Genomic DNA, 16,603 nt, shown 5'->3' with positions numbered 1-16,603 from the left:
CTGGTGATACTTGGAAGCAAGAAGTTCGACTGAAGAAGCACTGATAAAGTACAAAGAAGGAATTGGCCAGTTTGCAACAAAAATGCCTGGATTTACAAGACAGTTCAATGCTTTAACTGAAGAGTGCTTTAAAGAAGGGGCATTATCACAGAAGCAAAAACAGTTAATTGCATTAGGGATTAGTATTCATGCACAAGATGAGTATTGCATCATCTATCATACGAAAGGATGTCTTGATCAAGGCTGTTCGGAGCAAGAAATCCTTGAAGCGGTTGGTGTTACTGTAGCATTTGGTGGAGGAGCTTCAATGAGTCAGGGTGTGACCCTTGTTCAGGAATGTATCCATGAAATGAACCAATTAAAACAATAAAATTGCATTGAAAAAAGGTGAAATCAGATTGCTTTCACCTTTTCATTTTTTGAACAAAGCAAGAACAAGCATATTGTTACATTAGTCGAAAAGTTGAGCCATCAATCGCTTCAATATCCTCCCTATTTTCTATTTCCTTCATTAATGTAAAAAGAGCCTCATCTTTTCTCTTCGCTTCAATCATACAGTCAATCTGAGGGATGCTCCCCTTTATAAATTTAAGAAATTCAACAAACATATCAATATCCACATAATCGGAGTGATGACGGAAAGCTTTATTACTCTTTGGACTGGATATATGCATTTTTATCGGAAGTGGTGAATGCTTCCACGTTTGAACAACTCTTTCCCACTGTTTTTCCCAATCATCATTTTGATGATGAGCAAGATGATGATGATAATCAAAAACAAGAGGAATATTTAATTTTTCACATAAGTAAAGCGTATCTTTTAAAGTGAAGGAAGTATCGTCATTTTCAAGCATAATCATATTTTGAATGGGTCTTGGCACGACCATCCAGTTTTCCACAAATTGCTCAAGCGATTTTTCTGTTTCCTTATAGTTGCCGCCAATATGCATGACACAGCGATGTGTGGGGCTAATCCCCATCTCTTTCAACAATAAATAGTGCATTTTTAAGGTTTTTATTGAGTTTTTTAGGATCTCCTTTTGCTTAGAATTCAGGAGGACGAAGTGGTCAGGATGAAAATCTACTCTCATTTCATGTTTTTTAACGAAATCTCCCACTTCGCGCAGGGAATTTTTTAATGGTTGGAGATAATTCCAATCACGAAGTTCTTCATGGTTTGCTAAAGGAATCAGCCGCGAGGATAAGCGGTAAAAATGAATGTCCGAAGCTGCATTATGTTTTAACACCCTTAACGTATTATGTAAATTTAAAAGGGCAATACGCTCCAGTTTGCGAATGGCTGCTCTTCTGTCGTCAATTTTTTTAAATTGGGTAAATGTCATCGTTTTTGAAGGAGATGCGTTTTTTAGCTCCATACTCATTGCTACATAACCAAGGCGGACAATGGTCATTTCATTCACCTCATCCATATCGTTTTTCATTATTGCCATTCAATCGAAGAAGCTGTTATGCGTTTAACTCCCCGGATAGAAGCAATATCTTCAATTAATTTGTGCATGGCAAGATTCTTCTGTTTCGCTTCGACGATAATATCGAAATCTTGATCCAGATCTTTTGCCATTTTTAAGAAGGGTAACACAAAATCTAATGAGACAAAATCGGCATGAGAACGATAGGCCTGCTCGGACTTTGGGGAAGAAAAGTGGACCTTTGGGATCGTATCTTTCCATGTATTGAAAATGCCCGGTAAGAAATCTGAAAGTTCTTCGTCTCCACTGTTTGCCAAATAATGATGATAATCGAGCACCATAGGAATGTTCTCAGTTTCACATATATCAAGTGTATCCCGGACATTATAAGTTTTATCATCGTTTTCGAGTGTCATATGCTTCTTAATTTCATTTGGCAATTGTCTTAAATTTTGACGAAAACGCTGCAAGGCTGCACTTTTATCACCATAGATACCACCGATATGAATATTAATAATTCCAGTATTAAGTGCATTCATGGCTCGAAGCATATTAAAATGATATTCCATATCGTTAATCGCATTTCTTGTTACCTCTTCTCTTGGACTTGTGAAAAGGGTATATTGACTTGGATGAAAGCTGACCCGAAGATTAAATTGCTGGATGAGTGTTCCAAGCTCATCCCACTTGTCTTTAAAAGGTGTTAAGTAATCCCACATCACTTCAGGGTGGGTAGCAAGGGGGACAAGAGAACTTGAGAAACGATATAATTCGATTTCATGGGCAATATTGTAGTACAAAATTCTTTTTGTATGCTTCAGATTTTGGGCAGTAATTGATTTTAGTTTTTCTAGCCGTTCGTGTTTGGGAAGAGTTGAATAACGTGTAAAGGTTAAAGATTTTGATGGGCTTGCATCCCATAGATCCAAAGCATTTGCTACATATCCGAAACGAATTTTCATCTGTTTTCCCCTTGATTTCACATTTTGATGAACTTTAGTACATAAAGCATCCCCTTTATATGTTCGGAGAGAGTCGGTGATGAACTTGAAATTGCTTTGTCAAAAGTAATGAGACGATTAATAGCAACTCTAACACATTCATAATCGGGAAATTTTTGACCCAGATCTGTAAAATACCGCCCAAGATGATCAGCATTGTGCTGATAAAAAGCCAAGGAAAATGAAATTTTCTCAAAAAAATGAGGCCAATAATTGTTAGTACCAAGGTTACGACTCCAACCATAATTGGGCTGTTTGGGTCTCCAAATGGTTCATAGGTCAGTACACTATTTCTCCAAACGGGTTTCAGTTCCAGTCCTTTAACAGAAGTTAGAAGTTCATAAAGGATTAAAGCGATCGTCAATATGAAAAAAATAACCCTCCAAAAAGCTTTTCTTGCCCAGATCAAGCCAATCTCATGACAAATGTTTAAGACAGAAAGGATGAGAGTCGGAGTGAAAAGAGCGTGGAACCAAAATCGAATATAGCTTAAATTCTCAAGCGTGTTTCCTTCCCCAATTTCTTTTCCTAATCCGATGATAATGTTATCGTAGACCAGTCCGATAATAACGAGAAATAATAAGCTGTAAAGATTGAGTAAGCCATATTTTTTGGATAAAATAATCCCCCATATTAATAACAGGAGATAAGCGAAACCCAGAAAAAAGAATAGAAAGCTATTCACAAAAGCCACATCCTTTTCCCCTATTGTCACCGAATTTTTCTTCGTTAGTCATTATTTAATGAAAATATCCGAAATTTTAGGGGAATATGAAGTAAAGTAGTAACCAATTGTCTAATGCTTTAGTCAATATCGTTTCTTCAAAAATAATATATAGCATCGTCAATTGGTTCATTGATAGGTTGTAAAGGATCGCTTAAACTTAATTTTAAATATGATATTAGGAGAATTTACATATGGACCGAATTATGATTGTTGAAGATGATATAAAAATTGCAAACCATTTATCCGCATATATCGAAAAATATGGATATGAGGTTATCGTTGCTAAAGAATTTGAAAACATAATCGATTTATTTCGCAATGTAAGGCCGCACCTTCTTTTACTAGATATAAATCTTCCTAGTTATGACGGCTATTATTGGTGCAGACAAGTACGCAAAGAATCAATATGCCCAGTTATTTTCATTTCAGCTCGTACAGGTGATATGGATCAAGTAATGGCATTGGAAAATGGAGGCGATGACTTTATCACTAAACCATTCCATCCCGATATCGTTATGGCGAAAATACGAAGTCATTTACGAAGAGCGTACGGGGAATATGCAGCTAAATTTGAGGAAAGGATGCTTATCCACAATGGTCTAAGTTTATATCCGGAGCGTTTAGAGCTTAGATTTGGAAAGAAAGTGGCCCAATTAACTAAAAGGGAATCAGATATTATCGAAAGTCTGTTTGAACGATATCCCCGTGTAGCCGGCAGGCAGGATCTATTGGAGAAATTATGGGATGATCAAGCATATGTTGATGAGAATACTTTAAATGTAAATATTACTCGTGTTCGCAAAAAATTTTCTGAGTTGGGAATTGAGGATGCAATTGAAACAGTGCGAGGAGCTGGCTATCGTCTACGTATTACATGGAATGGGGAAGAACGATGAAATTATTTCTTCGTGAGCATTTGCTGCTTATTGGGATTCAATTGCTTCAATGTATTCTTATTCCCACTCTATTTTGGCTTGATGGTTATCGGGGTGTAGGGGTGTTTTTTTATGCAACTTTTCTTTCAGTTGTCATCTTAATGGCATATCTCATTTATCAATATGTTAGCAGAAGAAGCTTTTACCATAGGTTACAAAATTCATTGGAAACATTAGATGGATCAATGGAAACTACGGAGCAGGCACCCATATCTGAAGCGCTTGATCAGTTGCTAGTCTCTCAGTATCGTTTGTATCTAGAAGAAATCCAAAAGGCAGAAGAGAGGCAGGATGAACATTTGTTATTTATGGATCGCTGGGTCCATCAAATGAAGACGCCACTATCTGTTATTGAATTAACAGCACAAACCCTTGATGAGCCGGAATCCTCCAGCATTCGTGAGGAAACAGAGCGGGTGAGAAACGGTCTAAATACAGTTCTTTATATGGCTAGATTACGTACAATTGCGGAAGATTTTCAGATTAAGCCAATCCTGTTATCTAAGCTCGTTCATGAGGTGAATCAGGAGAATAAGCGATTTTTCATTCGAAACGAAGTGTATCCCCAATTAATCGAGAAAAAGAAAAACATCATAGTAGAAAGTGATGAAAAATGGCTTTTCTTTTTATTGTCACAATTAGTACATAATGCGGTTAAATATTCTACAGGAAAGACAAATCAACTAGTTATTTCTCTCTTTGAAAAAGCGGGAGAAGCTGTATTAGAAGTGAAGGACTTTGGAATCGGTATTCCTGCCTCCGATCAGAAACGAGTTTTTAACAAGTTTTATACAGGGGAAAATGGCCGTAAGTACCGGGAATCAACCGGGATGGGACTTTATTTAGTAAAAGAGGTGAGCGCAAGACTAGAGCATCGGATTGAATTAGAATCGAAGGTTGGGGAAGGTACAACCATTAGGATTATTTTTTCTCAAACACAAAACATTACATCAATGTAAGGTTCATGAAAGTATAATCGATAGTTTATGATTTGATATTCAGGCTATACTTTTTCTAGAAGATCATGAGAGGAGAAAAAATAATGCTTAAAGTTTCAAAAGTAAGTAAAATTTACGAGGGAAAAATTGCTTACCGTGCCCTTACTGATATTAATCTTGAAATCGAAAAAGGTGAATTTGTTTCCATTATGGGTCCATCCGGAAGTGGAAAAACGACACTATTAAATATCATCTCTACAAACGATGCACCCACAACGGGAGAAATCGAAATTGAAGGAACGAATCCACATAAGCTGAAGAAAAATGCTTTAGCACGCTTTCGCAGAAACGAATTAGGCTTTATTTTTCAGGATTTCAACTTACTTCATACGTTAACGGTTGAAGAAAATATTGTCCTTCCGCTGACATTAGAAGGTACGAGTGTGAGCGTAATGAAAGAAAAAGCTCATAAAATAGCCGAAAGTCTTGGCATTGCTTCCATTATGAACAAACGGACGTACGAAATTTCAGGAGGGCAGGCTCAGAGGGTTGCCATTGCCAGAGCAATGATTCATGAGCCGAAGCTTTTGTTAGCGGATGAGCCGACAGGGAATCTTGATTCGAAAGCATCAAAGGATGTTATGAAAATGCTTGTATCCATCAATGAAAGGGAAGAAACGAGTCTGCTTATGGTAACACATGATCCGCAAGCAGCAAGTTATTCGGACCGAGTTATTTTTATCCGTGATGGTAAACTTCATTCTGAAATTAATCGCGGGGAAAGCAGACAAGCATTTTTTCAAAAAATCATTGACATGCTTTCGTTGATGGGAGGAGAAGGCCATGACCTTTCGTCAGTTCGCGTTTAACAATGTATTGCGCAATAAGCGATTGTATATTGCTTATTTTCTAAGCAGTATGTTCACCGTGATGGTATTCTTCACCTTTGCAATCTTTGCTTTTCATCCCGCTTTTTCAGGTGGAACCGTAAATGTAAACGCACTTTTTGGAATGGGAGTTGCAGGTGGAATCATCTATGTTTTCTCCTTCTTTTTTGTCCTATATTCAATGAGCTCTTTCTTACAGTCAAGGAAGAAGGAATTTGGATTGTTAATGATGTTAGGAGCATCAAATAGACAAATTCGCTTGATGGTATTTTTGGAAAATATCTTAATTGGCTTCGCAGCAACGGTCGGAGGAATCCTCGCAGGCCTTGTATTTGCAAAAGCAATTCTCTTAATTGCTGAAAATGTGTTAATTGTAAATGAATCATTAGATTTTTATTTTCCAACTCTAGCTATTGTTGTAACTTTTGTTAGCTTTGTTATTCTCTTTTTCTGTATATCTATTTTTGTTTCATTTGTTCTTCGTACAAAGAAATTAATTGATTTAATAAAAGGTGATAAACAGTCGAAAGGAGAGCCAAAAGCATCCATTATTCTGTCAATATTTGCTGCATTGCTTCTCATTGCTGGATATGGAATTGCTCTATACGTTAAGGGAATTCAAGTGGTCTTTGCGATGATTCCGGTTATTATCGTAGTCATATTGGGAACCTATCTCCTTTTTACCCAATTGAGTGTATTTGTTATTAGGAAGTTAAAAAATAACCGATCGATCTTTTGGCGAAAAACAAATATGTTGTTGTTTTCTGACTTATCCTTTCGAATGAAAGATAATGCAAGGACATTTTTTATGGTGTCCATCATATCAACGGTTGCTTTTAGCGCAATTGGAACATTATATGGATTTCAATCGTACCTCACAAAAGGGGTAAAAGAAGCTAATCCATATACGATCACTTATAGCCCAAATCATAATGATAGTAAAGAAATCATTGAAAGTGATATTCAAAAAATCAACGCTATCTTGGAGGAAGAACGTGTTGATGCGAAGATGGAGGCTCTGGAGTTAAACTATTTTGAGACTTCCTTACGAAATAATGGAGTATTAATTGCCAAGGCTTCTGATTATAATCGTTTTGCCGCCTTATTAGGGGAAGAAGAGCTTCAGCCAAAGGAAAATGAGGCCATTGTAGTTGAACAAAGTGATGTTATGCTACTGGAGGGGCAAAAAGCAAGCAAAACATTAATGGGAACAAATATTCAACTTGATAACGGACAAGAAATTAAACCGATTCGTGTTGTCGAAACGGAAGTAATTCGAGAGCTAAGTGGCTATTATGTTGTGAACGACAAGGTTTATGAGAAGCTAGGATCTCCAGTAAGAAATGCATTAACTGTTGTATGGGAAGCTAAGGAACCAGATATGGAACACATAACTGAAGCAGGAAAAAAAATAGTAGAACAATTAGAGAATAAAGCATTTTCTATCGATTATACTCTTTATGAAATTAATAAGGCATATGGCCCTATATTATTTATCGGCTTGTTTATTGGCCTCGTATTCTTCGTTTCTGCTGGAAGCTTTCTTTATTTCCGATTATTTACCGATTTAGAGGAAGAAAAGCGTAAATTCAGTTCTATATCCAAAATTGGCTTGACCCAATCCGAGTTAAATAAAGTTGTCAGCAGACAAGTCGCCCTTTTATTTTTCTCACCGATTGTTGTCGCTTTAATTCACGGTGCTGTTGCCCTTACTTCATTATCCCGCATGTTTAATTACAATCTAATGCTTGAATCAACGATCGTATTAGGAAGCTTTGCCTTTATTCAAATGATTTACTTTTTGATTGTTCGCTATGTTTATGTAAGACAAGTAAAAAGAATGATCGTTTAAAGGAGAATGATTTTTAGAAAGGATAAAATCGCTCGTTGAAATAAAGTGGGTGTCCAAAATGAAAATGGTAGATGGAAAAAATAAGCGATTTAAATTTGAAGACTGGATTAGAGAAAATGGTTCCTCCTTATCTCGGTTCATATATAAACAAGTACAAAATAAGGAATTAGCAGAGGATTTATATCAGGAAGTATTAATTTCAGCCTATTTAAATTTAGAGCAGTTTGAGGCGCGGGCTAATTTCAAGAGCTGGATATACAGGATTGCGGTCAATAAATGCCGTGATTTTTGGAGAAAACAAAAAACAGTGCAAAAGTTTTGGGAGGAAAAGGTTTTTCATTATGAAATGGAGTGTTCAATCCCGGAGCCTGAGGATTATGTGTTAACTAGATGTTCAATGGAGGAAATGCTTGATACAATAAACGAGTTGCCAACCATTTATCGGGAGCCCATTCTTTTATATTATTTTAAGAATAACTCGTTATTAGAAATAAGCTCAGCAAAAAAATTACCGATATCAACAGTGAAAACAAGGATGAGAAGAGCAAGAAATCAATTAAAAGAAAAGCCACAATTGACGGAAATGGTAGCTAATTAACGTAGCTTGAAAAAGGGGGCTAACTTTCGGTTATTAAAAAAGGTGTTTTTTCGTTCCCGCTCACCCGTTTTTCTCAACCGATCTGTGAGCTTACAGATATAAACAAAATTTTTAAGTTCCCCAAACTCTCAAAGAATAATTCAAAAGGAAGTGGAGAAAAACGGTTTGTTTTCTCCACTTCCTTTATTTTGCTTTAGGGAATTATGGACTTCGCTGTTGTTTGGAAGTGGTTATACACCTAGCATAAGCCGATGAAGCCTAATAAATCAGGAGGAGTATGGAACTGCACGCTTAACTTCGTTTCCCACCATTTCCAATCATAATCAACAAATAGGTACATACAATGTCATATGCTGAATCTTAACCTAAATGAATGATAATACCTTAAAGGCTTTCACCAAAAAATTTAGGAGGGATTTTGTGATTAATTTACCGATCGATGAGCCTGTAGTGATATTTGCCTTGGCAATGGTTATTTTCTTTTTCACGCCAATATTGATGAAAAAAATGAAAATACCAGGTATCATTGGTCCGATCTTAGCAGGTGTTATTATTGGTCCACATGGATTCCATTTGTTAGAAAGGGATCAAACAATTGTTTTGTTAGGGACGATAGGCCTGTTGTTTATCATTTTTATTGCAGGTCTGGAATTAGATATTGATGGATTTAAAAAATATCGGAGGCGAAGTATTCTTTTTGGCACACTTTCTTTTACGATTCCATTTATTTTAGGAACGGCTGTCGGAATTGTTTTTGACTATAGTTTAACAGCGTCGATCCTTTTAGGATCTATTCTGGGCTCGCACACGTTGTTAGCTTATCCGATTGCAAGCAGATTCGGGATTGCCAAAAATAAAGCGGTCACAACGGCGGTTGGAGGGACGCTGCTAACGGATATGTTCGCTTTATTAATTTTAGCAATCGTTACGGGTGCAGCCGCAGGCCAGCTATCGTTCATTTTTTGGCTAAAAATGATTATCTCTCTCGTTGTTTTTGTGGCATTAATCTTGTGGGGAATCCCAAAATTATCAAGCTGGTTTTTTCGAAATGCAGATAATGAAGGAGTAACCAATTTTACGTATGTAATGGTAGTACTTTTTGCTTCAGGTTTTTTAGCTATTGTTGCTGGGATGCAACCGATTATCGGAGCGTTTTTGGCAGGTTTGGCACTGAATCGTTTTGTACTTGAGCATGGAACATTAATGAACCGAATTCGTTTCTTAGGCAATGCCCTCTTTATTCCCTTCTTTTTGTTATCGGTTGGGATGCTAATGGATTTAAGCGTACTCTTTCATGATCCGAGGTCATGGATCATTACAATTACCATTGTGGTGTCAGTAATTATAGGGAAAGCATCTGCCCCCTTCATTATCAGGAGAATTTATAATTATTCAAAAACAGAACAGAACGTAATGGTTGGTTTAACAATACCGCAAGCTGCTGCAACACTTGCATCCACATTGGTTGGCTATGAGGTGGGATTGCTTGATCAAGCCACTGTGAACGCAGTCATCATCATGATTCTTTTAACATGTATCGTTGGCCCATACTTAGTTGAAAAATACGGAAGGAAATTGGCATTAAAGGAGGAGCAGCAGCCTAGCGAAAGAAGCGAAGGGCCGGAGCGAATTCTCATTCCATTAGCAAATTCGCAGACTATGGAGTCTTTAATCGATTTGGCAAATTTATTGAAACAGACCAATACAGCAGACCAACCTTTATATACGCTTACGGTTGTCCAAAAAGATATAAAGGCAGCACAGAATGAAGTTGCGCATGCAGAAAAGATGTTGGACCACGCTGTCATGTACGCCTCAGGTGCTGAAATTCCAGTTCGTCCTATTACGAGAGTTGAACATAATGTTGCGAATGGGATTATAAGAGCGATTACAGAAGAAAGAATTAATATGGTTGTGATTGGCTGGGATGCGGAAAGGAAATCAAATAAATTATTTGGAAGTATTATTGACCGTTTTGTCGACCAAACCAATCAAACCATATTAGTCTCAAAATTAAGTCAGCCGCTTCAAACAACCAGGCGAATGATCTTAATCATTCCATATGGAGCCGATCATAAGCCTGGATTTATTGAAGCTTTGTTTCGGATAAAATTATTGACCAGTCGATTAAGTGCTTCCCTTTGCGTTCTAGTAATCAATGATTCTATCGAAACCTATGAAAAATATTTACAGAGGACGAAGCCAGATCCACCTACTGAATTAATAAAATTATATAGTTGGCACAGCTTACAAACAGAGTATGTTTCGATGTTTAAACCGGACGATCTAATTGTCATTATGAGTGCCAGAAAAGGAACAATTGCGTGGCACCCTGAACTGGAAGTGCTGCCGAAACGCTTGGCAAAAATCAATCAACAGAGTTTTATTGTCTATTATCCAGCTGAAGAAAAGGAAGTTGATATAAGAGGTTCAAGAGGAATTGAAATTCCAAAGGAAATGTTATTTAAAAAAGACTATGAGGATTATGAATAATGAATGGATACAAACAAAGAAGAGCGGATAGGGAGCATGGAAATGAATCACCTGCGTTTTTAGTTTTTATTATGATTTTCTGCTTAGGAGATGCTCACTCTTTTCAGAATGAATAATTGGTTTAAATCCACCTAACTCAATCCAGTTGATTTGACCATTTTCTAATATTGATCAGCCTACAGTACTTTGCAGCTCTCCTAGAAAGAAATAGTTGTCGGGACTTGTCCCGTGTAGTAACCCTGATACAGCACTAAAAAGGATTATCATAACCCCACAATAAATAATGCATTCGTAACAGGGTTATTTTTTTTTGTCATTTGCTTTCCTCCTTTATCTATTTAAGGGTATTGTAGCATGTCTCCATTTTTACAGGTATTTTGAATTCGGTTATAAAACGTTTTCATTTTTTAACGAAAGAAATTAGAATAATGGTTGGCAATTTAATAGTTATATCACAAGGAGCATTATTCATGGGTTAACGGAAAGGCAAGCGGTCTTCATTAATGGGGAGAACAAGTGAACAGCAAGTTAGAACAAGAAAATGTTGATCCGTGGCAAGCGTCAAAATTGTTTCAAATAATTGAATATGAGCAGGCGGGATAAGGCAGGTAGTTATAGGCTGACCCACCTTTTTTCTTTGTGTCTAAAAATTCTTAATTTATATAAAATTTATATTTGCTGACCTGATCTTGTGCTATATTAAAGAAGTATCCGGGTTTACTCAGCAAGCCTCAAAATTCTTTATTTTAACGAGCGAGGAGCATATTGCCAATGGGGAAAATTATCGAAGTTTCTGCCTTAAAGAAATCGTATGGAAGGATTGAGGCGGTTAAAGGAATTGATTTTTATGTGGAAGAAGGGGCGCTATTCGCCTTTTTGGGTCCGAATGGAGCTGGGAAATCTACGACGATTGATATTCTTAGCACATTATTAAAGCCGGATGGAGGGCATGTCAGCATCAATCAACATCAGCTTGGTTTGAATGATAGCGATATTCGTTCTGAATTGGGAATTGTCTTTCAAACAAGTCTTTTAGACGATTTATTAACAGTGAAAGAAAATCTCATATGCCGTGGCAGTCTATATGGATTGTCAGGTCAGGAATTGAAAGAAAGAATGGAGTATGCCATTGATTATACAGAGGTTCGGGGTTTTCTAAATCAGCCCTATGGCAAGTTATCTGGCGGACAAAGAAGAAGGGCAGATATCGCAAGGGCACTGATTAACAAACCGAAAATCCTAATATTAGATGAACCGACTACGGGACTTGACCCTCAAACAAGACAGAGAGTTTGGGAAACGATTCGTCAAATTCAAAGAGAAACGGGGATGACGGTTTTTCTTACCACCCATTATATGGAGGAAGCCGCGCAAGCTGACTATGTTGTTGTGATTGATAATGGTGAGGTTGTAGCAAAGGGAACACCATCAGAACTGAAGGAAAAATATAGTTCGGACTATTTGGAGATTCATGGCTCTGATATAGAGAAATTAATTACCTTGATGGAAAAGGAAGGATATGAATATGAACGAAAAGTGGATACGTTAACGATAAAATTGAATGCGACGATAGAAGCCTTGCCAATTTTAGAGCAATGCAAAGAAGACATCATTGGTTTTCAAGTAGTAAAAGGAACGATGGATGATGTGTTTATCACGATTACAGGAAAAGGATTAAGAGAATGAGACATTTAGTGAAACGGAATTTGTTGATGTTTTTTCGCGATAAGGCCGGTGTGTTTTTCTCCCTATTGAGTGTACTTATTGTAATAGGATTGTATTTATTATTTTTGGGAGATGTGATGAAAAGTAATTTCGGTGGTGTAAAAGGAGCAGGAACATTAATAGATTCTTGGTTGATGGCAGGTGTCATCGCAATTGCGCCAATTACGACTGGAATAAGTGCATTGAGTAATATGGTAGAGGATCGGAAACTGAAGATTGATAAAGATTTCTTCGCTTCACCTATTAAAAGAAGTAGTTTAGCTGGCAGCTATATTTTAAGCTGTTTTGTGATCAGTTTGCTATTGACAATGATCACTCTGATTTTTGCACAGCTTTATATTGTCATAAATGGGGGGGATTTCCTTACTTGGTCTGCTTTAGCAAAAGTATTGGCTATAATCATTTTATATGATTTCCTCTCTGTCTTCATGCTTTACTATTTTGTCTCTTTTTTCAAAAGCAGCAATGCTTTTTCTGCTGCAGCAACCATTATTGGAACGTTAATCGGTTTTTTAACGGGAATTTATATTCCCATTGGTAGTTTACCTGAGGCAGTACAATGGCTTGTAAAAATATTTCCACCTTCCCATGCTGCTATGATGCTTCGTGATACCATGATGGGCCCATCCGAACAACTTGTCTTTGATGGTGCTCCGGCAGCGGCAATGGAGGAATTCCGTTTATTGATGGGCTCTGTATTTGAAATTGGTGGATTTACCGTCCAATGGTGGCATAGTATTTTATATTTATTGATAATCGGGCTAATGTTCTTTGTATTAACTTTATGGAAAATGTCTAAGAAAAAAGGATAGTTATCGATGGTACTGATTGCCCTTTGATCCAGTCAGTACCACCAGTTCTTCTAGAACATTCCGTATTCATTAGGTGAATCCTTTGGAATTGCTTGACCTATATCCCATAACTCAACAATTTGCTCGCCGTCAAAGCGAAAGATATGTACCACTGCCCCTCCGATGTCCTCTGAATCTTGCTGTACATGAGAATGCACGGCAACGATTTCTCCTTCTGCGATCACCCGTTTTATCTCGAATTTTTTGTTAGGTGCCGATGCTGAACTTTCTTCCATTGCATGCATAAGTGATGGAGCATCACCGCAAAAATATGGATTGTGGTGAGTGAAATTAGCGCTTATATACTGCTCGTACGCTGTTCGCACTTTCCCAGCAGCAACTAATTGTAAAAAAGAGACTGCTATTTCTTTGTAAGAGGATTCTAGTTTTTTTTGTTCTGCACTCATTTTATCACTCCCACTCCTTTATAACTAAAATTAATGAAAGTTTATGGTATGTGGTCAGCAATGTCAATTCGTAAAGCAAGTTTTATGTTACGTGCTGTTGAAAGCAGGTGTTCTAGCACTTTTCATTTATGTAGAAAGAGATAGGCTGACGAAAGGAAGAATTAAAGGGGTGAGTGGGTTATGCTCGATTTTGCCTATTGTTGAAATTATGGATCGTATGATTTAATAAAAGGACTTGATAAAATGTTGATGGACACCTTTTAAAGATTGTGAAAATGATTACGTGAATGAATATATGAGAAAACAAGAAGGAGTCGATATGATGATTAAAGATAAATTGAATTTAAGTAAATATAAAAATATGGCTGTCTTAAATCAACCAGGTGATTATGATATTTTTACTGACAATAAGGCGGCGCTTTCTGGAGAGCATGACGCGATCTTTATTTTTGTCGAATCACTTGAGGAAATGGTTGAGTATACGCAGAAAATAATCAATGAGCAGCAGCTGCTAGAAAAAGGATATTTATTTTTTGCCTATCCAAAAAAAGGGAATAAAAAGTATGAAACATTTGTCCACAGAGATGAGATCTTTCCAGCAATGAAAGTTGGGGAAGATGGCTATGTAAATGACAGTGATATGAAGTTTTCAAGGATGGTGAGTATGGATGAAGTATTCACAGTTGTTGGATTGAAGCGTGAGAAAAAGAAAGCTAAAAAATCTCCGGCTGCGAGTCAGTCTGTTGCCGCTTATGAGGACAAAATTGAAGACGTTGAGAAGCTATTAACGGACCATCCTGTTGAACTGGATTTCTATCGGAGTTTAACACCTGGTTATCAAAGAGATTGGGCTCGTTATATTTTCTCTGCCAAACAACAGAAGACGCGGGAAAAACGCCAGGAGCAAATGGTCGAGATATTATCACAGGGATATAAATCCTTTGATTTATTTCGGCAAAAGAAGAAGTAGGTTATAGTTTTGATAGAAAGGTAATAAAATACATCTTTTTCTTTATTCCATGCCATGAATGAAATGATAATAATTTTAGTTGGATATTTTTCGTATACTCCTTTTTACATGATTGATATTCATATGTTAATGAAAGAATGGGATAGTTATACGGAAATTTTAAGGCGTTCTTTTTATAAAGAGGAGGAGCAATAGGTAAATGACAGGAAATATCATTCCTTTTGCTCCAGATTGTTTAATACCTAGGGGAAATTATTGAAACAATTAGTATTTACAATGTTTGTGCTTTCATATTTGCAGCTGTATTGTATAATGAGACCGCTTTTTAGGATGATGTTATTAAAGGATGCGGTTTGCCTAAATAATACCCTTGGCCATAGGGAACTCCCAAAGATTTCGCCATCATCAAATCCTCAATCGTTTCAACTCCTTCTAAAATAACAGTGGTATCACGTTTAAGAAACTGTAACAGAAGTTTGATGATCTCTTGTTTTTTTACAGAAGTTGCTAAATCAATAGAGAAATATTTATCAATCTTGGCGATTGCTGGTTCAACTTCAAGGAGTGCCATCACAGTTGAATCACCTTTGCCAACATCATCAAGGGCAATGGTAAAACCGTGCTTTTTATAAATGGTTACGGTTTCTTTTAATTTCGCGATATTCATCCCTTTTGCGGATTCATTTATCTCCAAAACGATGGAGTTTGCCTTAATAACCGTTTTGGAGATGATGTTTAATAACCCTTGCAGGAAGTTGCTTTCCATTAATGTCGTTGGAAAAACATTAATAAATAGTAGCATGTTTTCAAAGTATGTAAAATGAGAATTTATTGTCTCTATGGCTTGGAAGATCGATTTCATATCCAGTTCAAATAGTTGATTCGTTTGAGAAGCTTTTTTAAATAGTAATTCTGGGTTGTTTATGTTTTCAGAACGGAGCAAGAACTCATAACCAATTATGTGATTATTGGAAAGATCGATAATAGGTTGAATGTAATGCTTGATTTTCAAATTATGTAATGACAACTGATTGCTGTTTTTCATTTTTTTCACCTCATCATTTATGATAAATTCCGTGAAAAAAAATTACCCTAATAAAACCATCTATGTCTAAAAGCTTTAATAACAGCGTTTGTTCGATCTTTAACCCCTAGTTTTTTTAAAATAGAATTAACATGGTTTTTAACAGTCTTTACAGATAAGGATAATTTTTGTGCAATTTCATCATTTTTATACCCTTGAGTTAATAGTTCAAGGATTTCCCATTCCCGAGTAGTTAATAGTTTAGCAGGTTTTTTAAATTGAATATTAACAAATTGATAATAATCATTTAAAAGAATAAATGCTAATTGAGGATGAACATATTTTTCATCTTTTAATACCATTTTAATGGCATTAATCAATTCTTCTTCCTCCATTTTGTGATATAAATAGGCATCTAGGTTTAAACGAAAAAAATCGATTAATTTATAATTGTAGATGCTTCCGGTCCATATCATTACCTTTCGATTCAAATTTTTGTAGTGTTGGATAAGAAAGGTTATATCCTTGTCTATATCAACATCAATTAAAATGATATCGGTAATATTTTCATTTTTTATTAGCATCTCTAGAAAATGGGGGTCATATATTTTTAAAATAAAGTTTGGAAAGTGATCCTGAATGATGTAAATAAGTATATCTGTAATTAAAGAAGGTTTTTTAACAATTGTTACGGTCATGACCACACACTCCTAATAAGCTATTGGAGATCAAGGAAAATAGTTCATAATTACACTCCCTTTATCA

General features: G+C 36.3%; 16 protein-coding genes. 10 read left to right on the top strand and 6 right to left on the bottom strand.

Annotation, left to right across the window (positions count from 1 at the left end; all coding sequences use genetic code 11):
- Window positions 1–10: 10 nt before the first annotated feature.
- A complete protein-coding gene (locus NST02_RS19305) occupies window positions 11–370 on the top strand; it encodes a carboxymuconolactone decarboxylase family protein (protein WP_235879510.1) in 360 nt (119 codons plus the stop codon).
- A gap of 76 nt (window positions 371–446) precedes the next feature.
- Here NST02_RS19305 and uvsE (NST02_RS19300) read toward each other — a convergent pair whose 3' ends face one another.
- Genes uvsE (NST02_RS19300) through NST02_RS19290 form a run of 3 tightly spaced genes read right to left on the bottom strand, consistent with a single transcriptional unit; the run spans window position 447 to window position 3,125 of the window.
- Window positions 447–1,412: a UV DNA damage repair endonuclease UvsE gene (gene uvsE, locus NST02_RS19300; protein WP_137744157.1), complete on the bottom strand. Its 966-nt coding sequence runs from the start codon at window positions 1,410–1,412 to the stop codon at window positions 447–449.
- 29 nt (window positions 1,413–1,441) lie between these two features.
- Entirely contained in the window at window positions 1,442–2,392 is a 951-nt protein-coding gene (uvsE, locus tag NST02_RS19295; RefSeq protein ID WP_137744139.1) for a UV DNA damage repair endonuclease UvsE, read from the bottom strand.
- A gap of 55 nt (window positions 2,393–2,447) precedes the next feature.
- On the bottom strand, window positions 2,448–3,125 hold the full coding sequence (locus NST02_RS19290; RefSeq protein WP_340949598.1) for a hypothetical protein: 678 nt from the start codon (window positions 3,123–3,125) through the stop codon (window positions 2,448–2,450).
- 224 nt (window positions 3,126–3,349) lie between these two features.
- On the opposite strand from NST02_RS19290, the gene NST02_RS19285 reads away from it, so the two are divergent.
- The 8 genes from NST02_RS19285 (at window position 3,350) to NST02_RS19250 (ending at window position 13,398) form a co-directional block, all read left to right on the top strand.
- On the top strand, window positions 3,350–4,054 hold the full coding sequence (locus tag NST02_RS19285) for a response regulator transcription factor (protein ID WP_137744141.1): 705 nt from the start codon (window positions 3,350–3,352) through the stop codon (window positions 4,052–4,054).
- The gene (locus tag NST02_RS19280) at window positions 4,051–5,052 is read left to right on the top strand and encodes a sensor histidine kinase (RefSeq protein WP_137744142.1); all 1,002 of its coding nucleotides are present in this window, start codon (window positions 4,051–4,053) and stop codon (window positions 5,050–5,052) included. Before NST02_RS19285 ends, NST02_RS19280 begins: the two co-directional genes overlap by 4 nt.
- A gap of 83 nt (window positions 5,053–5,135) precedes the next feature.
- The gene (locus tag NST02_RS19275) at window positions 5,136–5,900 is read left to right on the top strand and encodes an ABC transporter ATP-binding protein (protein ID WP_137744143.1); all 765 of its coding nucleotides are present in this window, start codon (window positions 5,136–5,138) and stop codon (window positions 5,898–5,900) included.
- Window positions 5,875–7,770 (top strand): ABC transporter permease, encoded by a 1,896-nt coding sequence (locus NST02_RS19270; protein WP_137744144.1) that lies wholly within the window; start codon window positions 5,875–5,877, stop codon window positions 7,768–7,770. The genes NST02_RS19275 and NST02_RS19270 overlap by 26 nt, the downstream gene beginning before the upstream one ends.
- 58 nt (window positions 7,771–7,828) lie before the next feature.
- The gene (locus NST02_RS19265) at window positions 7,829–8,368 is read left to right on the top strand and encodes an RNA polymerase sigma factor (protein ID WP_235879511.1); all 540 of its coding nucleotides are present in this window, start codon (window positions 7,829–7,831) and stop codon (window positions 8,366–8,368) included.
- Between the two features lie 420 nt (window positions 8,369–8,788).
- The gene (locus tag NST02_RS19260) at window positions 8,789–10,861 is read left to right on the top strand and encodes a cation:proton antiporter (RefSeq protein WP_340949597.1); all 2,073 of its coding nucleotides are present in this window, start codon (window positions 8,789–8,791) and stop codon (window positions 10,859–10,861) included.
- 771 nt (window positions 10,862–11,632) lie between these two features.
- Window positions 11,633–12,547 carry an ABC transporter ATP-binding protein gene (locus NST02_RS19255; protein WP_137744146.1) on the top strand — a complete coding sequence of 305 codons (915 nt, stop codon included), beginning with the start codon at window positions 11,633–11,635 and terminating at the stop codon, window positions 12,545–12,547.
- Window positions 12,544–13,398, top strand: coding sequence for an ABC transporter permease (locus tag NST02_RS19250; RefSeq protein ID WP_212933900.1), 855 nt, complete (start codon window positions 12,544–12,546; stop codon window positions 13,396–13,398). The genes NST02_RS19255 and NST02_RS19250 overlap by 4 nt, the downstream gene beginning before the upstream one ends.
- Before the next feature lie 50 nt (window positions 13,399–13,448).
- Here NST02_RS19250 and NST02_RS19245 read toward each other — a convergent pair whose 3' ends face one another.
- Window positions 13,449–13,844, bottom strand: coding sequence for a nuclear transport factor 2 family protein (locus NST02_RS19245; protein WP_340949596.1), 396 nt, complete (start codon window positions 13,842–13,844; stop codon window positions 13,449–13,451).
- A 319-nt stretch (window positions 13,845–14,163) separates the two neighbouring features.
- On the opposite strand from NST02_RS19245, the gene NST02_RS19240 reads away from it, so the two are divergent.
- The gene (locus NST02_RS19240) at window positions 14,164–14,814 is read left to right on the top strand and encodes a YdeI/OmpD-associated family protein (RefSeq protein ID WP_137744159.1); all 651 of its coding nucleotides are present in this window, start codon (window positions 14,164–14,166) and stop codon (window positions 14,812–14,814) included.
- Window positions 14,815–15,139: 325 nt separating this feature from the next.
- Here the strand turns inward: NST02_RS19240 and NST02_RS19235 are convergent, their stop codons facing one another.
- Together NST02_RS19235 and NST02_RS19230 are read right to left on the bottom strand one after the other, a co-directional pair.
- Window positions 15,140–15,859 carry an EAL domain-containing protein gene (locus NST02_RS19235; RefSeq protein WP_212933902.1) on the bottom strand — a complete coding sequence of 240 codons (720 nt, stop codon included), beginning with the start codon at window positions 15,857–15,859 and terminating at the stop codon, window positions 15,140–15,142.
- A 47-nt stretch (window positions 15,860–15,906) separates the two neighbouring features.
- Window positions 15,907–16,536, bottom strand: coding sequence for a response regulator transcription factor (locus tag NST02_RS19230; RefSeq protein WP_095309404.1), 630 nt, complete (start codon window positions 16,534–16,536; stop codon window positions 15,907–15,909).
- Window positions 16,537–16,603 lie beyond the last annotated feature (67 nt).

It is taken from the genome of Robertmurraya sp. FSL W8-0741 (assembly GCF_038004005.1).
In the GTDB taxonomy this organism is placed as follows: Bacteria; Bacillota; Bacilli; order Bacillales; family Cytobacillaceae; genus Robertmurraya; species Robertmurraya siralis.
This window is presented reverse-complemented; position numbering and strand designations above follow the sequence as displayed.

Coding starts and splice junctions, on each gene's coding strand:
- uvsE (WP_137744157.1), bottom strand. CDS start 1,412: ATGACCATTGTCCGCCTTGGTTATGTAGCAATGAGTATGGAGCTAAAA.
- NST02_RS19285 (WP_137744141.1), top strand. CDS start 3,350: ATGGACCGAATTATGATTGTTGAAGATGATATAAAAATTGCAAACCAT.
- NST02_RS19275 (WP_137744143.1), top strand. CDS start 5,136: ATGCTTAAAGTTTCAAAAGTAAGTAAAATTTACGAGGGAAAAATTGCT.
- NST02_RS19230 (WP_095309404.1), bottom strand. CDS start 16,536: ATGACCGTAACAATTGTTAAAAAACCTTCTTTAATTACAGATATACTT.
- NST02_RS19235 (WP_212933902.1), bottom strand. CDS start 15,859: ATGAAAAACAGCAATCAGTTGTCATTACATAATTTGAAAATCAAGCAT.
- NST02_RS19240 (WP_137744159.1), top strand. CDS start 14,164: ATGATGATTAAAGATAAATTGAATTTAAGTAAATATAAAAATATGGCT.
- uvsE (WP_137744139.1), bottom strand. CDS start 2,392: ATGAAAATTCGTTTCGGATATGTAGCAAATGCTTTGGATCTATGGGAT.
- NST02_RS19255 (WP_137744146.1), top strand. CDS start 11,633: ATGGGGAAAATTATCGAAGTTTCTGCCTTAAAGAAATCGTATGGAAGG.
- NST02_RS19280 (WP_137744142.1), top strand. CDS start 4,051: ATGAAATTATTTCTTCGTGAGCATTTGCTGCTTATTGGGATTCAATTG.
- NST02_RS19245 (WP_340949596.1), bottom strand. CDS start 13,844: ATGAGTGCAGAACAAAAAAAACTAGAATCCTCTTACAAAGAAATAGCA.
- NST02_RS19270 (WP_137744144.1), top strand. CDS start 5,875: ATGACCTTTCGTCAGTTCGCGTTTAACAATGTATTGCGCAATAAGCGA.
- NST02_RS19250 (WP_212933900.1), top strand. CDS start 12,544: ATGAGACATTTAGTGAAACGGAATTTGTTGATGTTTTTTCGCGATAAG.
- NST02_RS19265 (WP_235879511.1), top strand. CDS start 7,829: ATGAAAATGGTAGATGGAAAAAATAAGCGATTTAAATTTGAAGACTGG.